The following is a 6,626-nucleotide window of genomic DNA, read 5'->3' as shown; positions in this document are numbered from 1 at the left end:
TGTCTTCTTTGTGTTCAAATAGTTTTTAGGTGATTTATACACCGCAGAGATTAAGAGGCGCTGCGCTTTTAGAGGAAATAAAAAAGCCAAATATTATTCTGTAGCAGCGATTTTATATCGCGTATTTATAGGCTTTTGCATTTTACCCGCGCCTCGTCGCTCGAAGCCCGCTGCCTTCTCATTCCCGCTTTGAGGTTCATATAAGCGCTAATTAATAAATGAGCACTTAATCAGTCATTAAACCACTAATGACTGCTTTATTAGCCTTTAATTTATAGAGGGTATCACGCTTTCTAAGCGTTTTATGTCAATATCACTGATATTAGCAAAACGTTTAAAGTGCGTTGGCCACTGGCGAGTATAGCTCTCAACCTCGGCAATTATTTTTGTTGCTTGAGCCTTGTTGAGGCCGAAGCGTTTGGCTTGCGACAGTAAATTATCGATACTAGCATATCGGCCATCATCACCAAGCCCTATGCCATGCTGCTTTGAGTTATTAATAGGGGTAATATCATAAGCGGGGCTCATACGCCACGTTTGCCCTGCAAAGTGATACAAAAACGCATGATTTCGGCTGTGATCATCGGTATTACCAATAAATACGTTAAATACCATTCGCTTGTAGAGCTCTGTAGCATCAGCAGCGAACTCACCTGTGTGGTGGCGAATAAATTCAGCCAGTTCACCGTAGCTATAGTATGTTGCTAAGTCGCTTATCGCGACTTTTGGTTTTTGTAATAAGCTATTGGCGCTTAAAAAGTGATGAGTTGGTAAGTCATCGCTTACATCAAAACGTTCAACTAACAGAACATCGCCATTTTCTGTTTCATGAATACGGGTATTTGCAGTGCGAATCCCCAATTCATTAGCCATACACATAGCGCCATGCTCAGCCCTAGCTAAGTTAAACAAATCGTCTTGACGATTAAACTTTGCCAAATAAAGTTTTTGGTCAATTTTCACAGAGGTTTTAGGTCTTGCTCCCCCCATACTTTGACCAAATTCAAAGGCTTTTTTTGCTTCTTGTGAAATCGTTTTATTGGCGAGCAAATCGTCCTTTGCTTGATCTAACAAGGCTAAATCGGCTAATGTATTTTTATTCGCTTTATGTTTTGATGCGCTGTGCGACAAACTAAATACCAAGGCGCCAACACCATACCCAGACCCTGCGAGTAAAAATTCTAGCTCATTTTTTGGTTTGGTATTATGCAGCGACAGTATAAGCTTACGCCCCCACGAATCAGCTCCCGCATCACTTAACACCCCAAACACACCTTTATTGGCAGAATAACTAACGATGCCAGGCTGTAATGGTAAATGCAGCGGATCGAGCGCAAACGCATCAGAGCGCGCAAGGTAACTTTTACCATAATTAAACTCACCTCGGCCTGTTTGTGTATTTAACTTAAAAAAACCACAAATTACCGGGCTGTCTTCTAAACCGTCAATAAATACATAAGCTTCAGAAGTCATCGTTAATCACCTGAGTTTTATTGCTTTTACGCTGTCTTGCATTATAACCGCCCACATCTGCGGCAAGCTCGTTAATTTCATCCAGCAATGAGCCTTGCAATTGAAGAACAACAAGGGCTTCAAACAATATATCGCTTTTTACTACCTCCCCCTGCTCAAGCTTTTGTACCGTAGAGCGAGATACACCAATCATATTAGCGAACGTGCTCTGGGTATAAAGTAAAGTACGATGCTGGCGAATTAAATCACCCAATCGACGCGCCAGTTTTAATGCTTGTTCAGATCTCATAAATGATTACCTAATCGGTCATTAATGTACTAATGATTAGTTTAGCGGTATTTAATATGATTGCAATATTATTTAAATAGATACGAAATGAGTTTCGAGCTTCGGGTAACGAGCCGCGAGCGACGGGCTATAAATTCAGACTAGCCCCTAGCGCCTAGAACCTTTTACCTATTCCCACCATAATCGTTAAGCTTGCTGACGCGAAAAGCACCGCTTTTAAATTAGGTTACTTTCACGCCATTATTCGCCTCAAAAAATGAGGCGAATATCATACTTAATTGCCTCACTGTGTGTCATCGTGTTGAAATAGTAGGGCTTTGAATTACAAAAAAAGCTTTAAGCTTTTTAAAGTCATTTAGCTATTTTATAACGAGTACTGCGACCGCCCGCTGAGGTTTTCTTTATATAATCCAGTGTTTGTAAATCTGATAAATGACGCGTCGCCGTCGCGCGACTTACCTTAGCCACTTTTTGATACTGACTTGCACTGATTCCCTGCTCAAATTGACCATCAAGTAATTTATTAAGCACTTTTACTTGTTGCCCATTTAATCTAGTTTGATCTTTTTTAAACCAATAATTAGTTTTAGCGACAGTTTGCTCAATATTCTTCAGAGTAGATTCAACTGCTTTATTGAGCGTATTTAAAAACCAGGTAATCCACTGTGTAATGCACAAATCACCACGCTGTGTTGCCTCTAAGACCTCGTAATAGCCTTTTCTATCCTCTAAAATTGCCACAGACATCGCATAGAACCGTATAGACTCTTTATGCTCTTGAGCAAGCGCTAAATCTGTAATAAGACGCGTAATACGCCCGTTACCATCTTCAAGCGGGTGCAAGGTTACAAACCACAAATGAGCGATAGCAGCACGAATAAAAGGGTCTTCGTGTCGATCATTATAACCTGCATTAAACCAATTAAAAAAAGCAGCGAGTTCGTTTTCGATAACATCTCTTGGTGGAGCAGTAAAATGTAATACGGGTCTATCTAATCGCCCTGATACAACTTGCATTGGCTCGTTGCCACGTAATTGACCGCCCGCTATTTGAGTAAATAATCCTTTTTCACCTGCAAACAATAAACGATGCCAATTCAACATACGTTCTAAATCAAGCGGTGTATCGGTGTTATTAATTGCATCCAACATGATCTCTGCAAGATTATCGCTTTGCACTGTGGTTGGATAAGGCTGCTCATCAATGTGGAGTTTTTTAGCTAGTGACGAACGTACCGAAAACGCATTAAGTTTTTCACCTTCAATTGCGCTTGAATGAATAATATTAGCCAATAAAGTATCAAGTGCTTGCTGTTTTTGCTGCGTACTTTGCCCATCCATGCGACCAACCAGCACACCTTGGTTAAAACAAAGCTCTCTCAATAACGGCGCAAGCTGTTTTTCATCCCACGTAAAATTCGGCCAATCTTGTTGTTGCCATATCCACATAAGCGTTTGCCCTAAAATAAATTAGTTACAGTCTACGCCATATAATCGCCTCATACAATGAGGCAATTAAGACACTTAATTGCCTCATTGTGTGAGTTTGTGGACTTGTGCAAACCCTAGCGCCCTTTACCATTAACTTAGAGCGTTTGACCTTTCGTTTCAGCGCAGCTTCTCTTAATCTCTTTGTGAATAAATCATTTAAAACCATATATGCACAAAGAGAGGTAATGAGAGTAAATGAGAAGACAGCGAGCTTCGGGTGACAAGCAGCGAGCGACGGGCTATAAATTCAGCCTAGCGCCTTTAACCTTAAACCTTTTACCTATTCCCACCGTAGGCGTTAAGCTTGCTGACTCGAAAAGCGTAGCTTTTAATATATCTTTAAAAACGGTGCTTTATAAATGGTTCGTTTAACCATGTTTTATAGTCTTTAGATAGCTGCGGAAAGTGCTGATACAACATACTTTCCAGTGTTTCAGCTGTGAGTTTACTGCAAGGTGAATTTTGCTCGGCTAACATAACGCTTTTTAAAAACTGCTTGCCTTTGCTCGAGTCCATTAAAAAATATATCGCCGCCCAACTGCTTGCATAAAGTTTAGTGTCATCAGCTGTTTGCCATTTGTTATCTAAACCTATCAACCAATTAATAGTAAAAACACTTTGCGCTATGTGTTTGTTACTTATCCAACTTAGGTGAGGTTCAATGCTGACTAATTGCATGCTGTTGTTGGTATATTCAAAATATTCAGCCAGCCCTTCATTAAGCCAACGAGGAGTTGTGCCTAGTATTGCTTTGTTTATAGCATGTACCGCTTCGTGTATTGCTGTGCGCATTGCGCTTTGTTCGTTTCGATAATATATAAACGCAGAGTTAGTAGCATGAAAATATATACCATCAGTATTACTTGGATCTGCCCCGCGCTGTTTAATCGCTTGTTCATAACGACTTCGTGTTGCAAATACGGTCAGGTTTAACCTTACCTTTTTTAATGCATCTGCCCCTATAATTTGGCCATACACTTTAAACACAGTATTTAGTTTTATCCGTAATTTTTCTGTAAACGACGGCGGTAAATTAGCGGCCTGTAGCGTTAATTCAAAGTAATCGAGCGGCTCAACAAAGTCTGTATCAAGTGTTTCAACCGCAAAGTCTGGCTTGGTATCACTAAAATAGGGCACACCATGGCTATCAGTCCAAGTGTAAATATTGCCATTACGCTTATATTTAACTTCACCTAATGAAACATCAGTACAACGCGTTGTATCGGCTTGTGGTAAATGGTTTTGTATTACTGTTTTAGTGGTAAACGAGCCTGCAGAGGGTTTAATTAGGGTTTGCTCTGCTTCTTCAACTATTTCGATTTCGACTTTTATATCTTCGTAAATAGCCCGTACACTGCCAATAGGATCATGGTAGTTGAATACCCGCCCAGCGAGGTGGTTAGCAATAAGTGCCGCTGCAATTAACAGCACAATAAATACAAATAGCACGCGCCATTTTGTGCTCAACATCTTTATCGTCGCTTGTTCCACTGGGCTTCAAATAAGCGCTTTTGTTCACCACGGTATTCACTGCACCACACGAAATCGGATGATTGCATTCCTTTTGAACGGCATCGCTTTGGTAAAGTATAAAATTCAGACCATGCATCTAGCTTTTCGGGATCGCTATAGCTGTCGCTATGCAATTTCATATTAGGCACCCGCGTGTGCAATAATGCATTGTTACTTGAGCTGTAAGCCGAAGAGCGTTGATATGTTCGATTGGTTTGTTTGGGCGGCTTATCACAATGCTTTGCAAGTTCTTCAAACAAAGATTTAAACCGTGCTTTTAACCGCTCACCTTCTTTCACCTTATAGCTTTGACGCAACCGTGAACGTATTGTTTCACGTTCTTTTACAATACTATCGCAATGTTTTTGCGAGTATTGCTCGTATGCTTGCGGGAGAGAAGTAAATAGGCAAAGTAGTATCAATAAAATCCATTTAATCATTATTTATCCCTAAATTGAGTTCTGTGTTCCGTTGAGCGCCTAGGCTGAATATAGAGGATTGAATCTAAAATAGAAACAGATAGTTTAAGCAAATTGTTAAATCATGCCTGAGCGCAATTGTTGGAGCCGTTTGTGATGAGAGTTTGTATCTACTTTTTAGTTATATAGAAATGACCCCTACAAATTTTTGCCTGTTTATTATATTTGTAATATAACTTAGCCATTTGAAAATATTGATCTTATTTTCATAAAAATTTGTGTATCATTGTAAGTAATTAAACTTTTTTAGGTTTGCACTTGATAAAAGTGCGATATTTAGCCTTATATGGAAATAAATATATGTTAAAAAAACTTACTATAACTGCCACTTTCTTATCCATTTTATCTGGTTGTACTATACAAAATTCATTCCCTGTGGAATACCATAAAAAAACAATCGAAAATGTAGAGGTTAAAAACATCGACTCTATTGGTGTAACCCAATGGAGAGATAAAAGAAACCTTGCCACTGTTAAAGATGAATTAGCAGAAAAAGCAGTTATGCGAATGGGCCCTGCAACAATCGGCATGACAAGTGATGGACAGGAATTTGTTAGAGTTGCCGACTTTATAAGAAATGCCTTTATTGATGAACTTCAATCATTAGGTGTAAATGCAAAAAAGATTGACATAATACCCGCATCTAGCGAAGCGAAACTACTAAGTAATATTGCAATAAATAATCAAGTTGAAATGTTAATTTCTGCAGACCTGATGAGTTTTGATGTTAATTGTCATGGTGCATGGACTTTAGACTGCAATAGAAATGTATCTTTTTCACTTTCATTAGTAAATAAGCTAGGGGAAGAACTAATTACACGTGAATTATTTGATGCAACTATGGCCAATAATGAAGGTATGGGGGTTCTCCATAAGACATTATTGGATCAATTAACTAACGAAGTTATGCGCAGCGCTTTAAAAAAAGCTGTAATTAGAACTGTTGAAGAAATTAATAAAGAGTCTAATTAAATAAAGAAAATGTCACTTTGGCGACGACAACCAAAGTGTGATTTGTCTTTAAATAAACTCTGCTGCAAGTAATTCATCCGTGAAGCTGGGTTACTGTCGGCATCCATGCTTCCACTTCCTCGCGCTGCGAAACCTCGTTTCGGTCACTCGTCACCCACAGCGCACCGAGTATTTTGCACTTTCCTCAAAGTCTAAATTGATATGAACGTAAACGCCGTGTAAGGCACATCCATGTGCCTGTCACGGCTTTGATTGCATTGCCTAAAGGGATTTAGGTACTTGGAATTTGTCGGGAACAAAATTCCGCCATGCAATCGATTACTCATCAATTGAGTCTTTTCGGGCAAAATGACGGGGGAGTTGTCTTGGCAGTGATCTTTAAATTTTAATGTAGGCGTTAAGCTTGCTGA

Annotated in this window: 6 protein-coding genes; 1 reads left to right on the top strand and 5 read right to left on the bottom strand. The window is 39.4% G+C overall.

The features are described from left to right. Nucleotides 1-267 precede the first annotated feature (267 nt). The 5 genes from CWC14_RS16385 to CWC14_RS16365 form a co-directional block, all read right to left on the bottom strand. Complete coding sequence (locus CWC14_RS16385) at nt 268-1,473, bottom strand: type II toxin-antitoxin system HipA family toxin (protein ID WP_138563927.1); 1,206 nt, start codon at nt 1,471-1,473, stop codon at nt 268-270. Continuing rightward, nucleotides 1,463-1,762, bottom strand: coding sequence for a helix-turn-helix domain-containing protein (locus CWC14_RS16380; RefSeq protein ID WP_138563925.1), 300 nt, complete (start codon nt 1,760-1,762; stop codon nt 1,463-1,465). The genes CWC14_RS16385 and CWC14_RS16380 overlap by 11 nt, the downstream gene beginning before the upstream one ends. A 351-nt stretch (nt 1,763-2,113) precedes the next feature. Then, nucleotides 2,114-3,211 carry a Fic family protein gene (locus CWC14_RS16375; RefSeq protein ID WP_138563923.1) on the bottom strand — a complete coding sequence of 366 codons (1,098 nt, stop codon included), beginning with the start codon at nt 3,209-3,211 and terminating at the stop codon, nt 2,114-2,116. Between the two features lie 381 nt (nt 3,212-3,592). Continuing rightward, nucleotides 3,593-4,723, bottom strand: coding sequence for a DUF1570 domain-containing protein (locus tag CWC14_RS16370; protein ID WP_138563921.1), 1,131 nt, complete (start codon nt 4,721-4,723; stop codon nt 3,593-3,595). Nucleotides 4,724-4,725: 2 nt separating this feature from the next. After that, nucleotides 4,726-5,205, bottom strand: coding sequence for a hypothetical protein (locus CWC14_RS16365; protein ID WP_138563919.1), 480 nt, complete (start codon nt 5,203-5,205; stop codon nt 4,726-4,728). Nucleotides 5,206-5,544: 339 nt separating this feature from the next. Here CWC14_RS16365 and CWC14_RS16360 point away from each other — a divergent pair, with 339 nt between their 5' ends. Beyond that, nucleotides 5,545-6,216 carry a hypothetical protein gene (locus CWC14_RS16360; RefSeq protein ID WP_138563917.1) on the top strand — a complete coding sequence of 224 codons (672 nt, stop codon included), beginning with the start codon at nt 5,545-5,547 and terminating at the stop codon, nt 6,214-6,216. Nucleotides 6,217-6,626: the final 410 nt, after the last annotated feature.

Source organism: Pseudoalteromonas sp. S3260, assembly GCF_005886925.1.
GTDB classification, from domain to species: Bacteria; Pseudomonadota; Gammaproteobacteria; order Enterobacterales; family Alteromonadaceae; genus Pseudoalteromonas; species Pseudoalteromonas tetraodonis.
This window is presented reverse-complemented; position numbering and strand designations above follow the sequence as displayed.

Bases quoted from the DNA above. Each gene is read 5' to 3' on its own strand.
- CWC14_RS16375 (WP_138563923.1), bottom strand. From the start codon at position 3,211: ATGTGGATATGGCAACAACAAGATTGGCCGAATTTTACGTGGGATGAA.
- CWC14_RS16360 (WP_138563917.1), top strand. From the start codon at position 5,545: ATGTTAAAAAAACTTACTATAACTGCCACTTTCTTATCCATTTTATCT.
- CWC14_RS16385 (WP_138563927.1), bottom strand. From the start codon at position 1,473: ATGACTTCTGAAGCTTATGTATTTATTGACGGTTTAGAAGACAGCCCG.
- CWC14_RS16380 (WP_138563925.1), bottom strand. From the start codon at position 1,762: ATGAGATCTGAACAAGCATTAAAACTGGCGCGTCGATTGGGTGATTTA.
- CWC14_RS16370 (WP_138563921.1), bottom strand. From the start codon at position 4,723: ATGTTGAGCACAAAATGGCGCGTGCTATTTGTATTTATTGTGCTGTTA.
- CWC14_RS16365 (WP_138563919.1), bottom strand. From the start codon at position 5,205: ATGATTAAATGGATTTTATTGATACTACTTTGCCTATTTACTTCTCTC.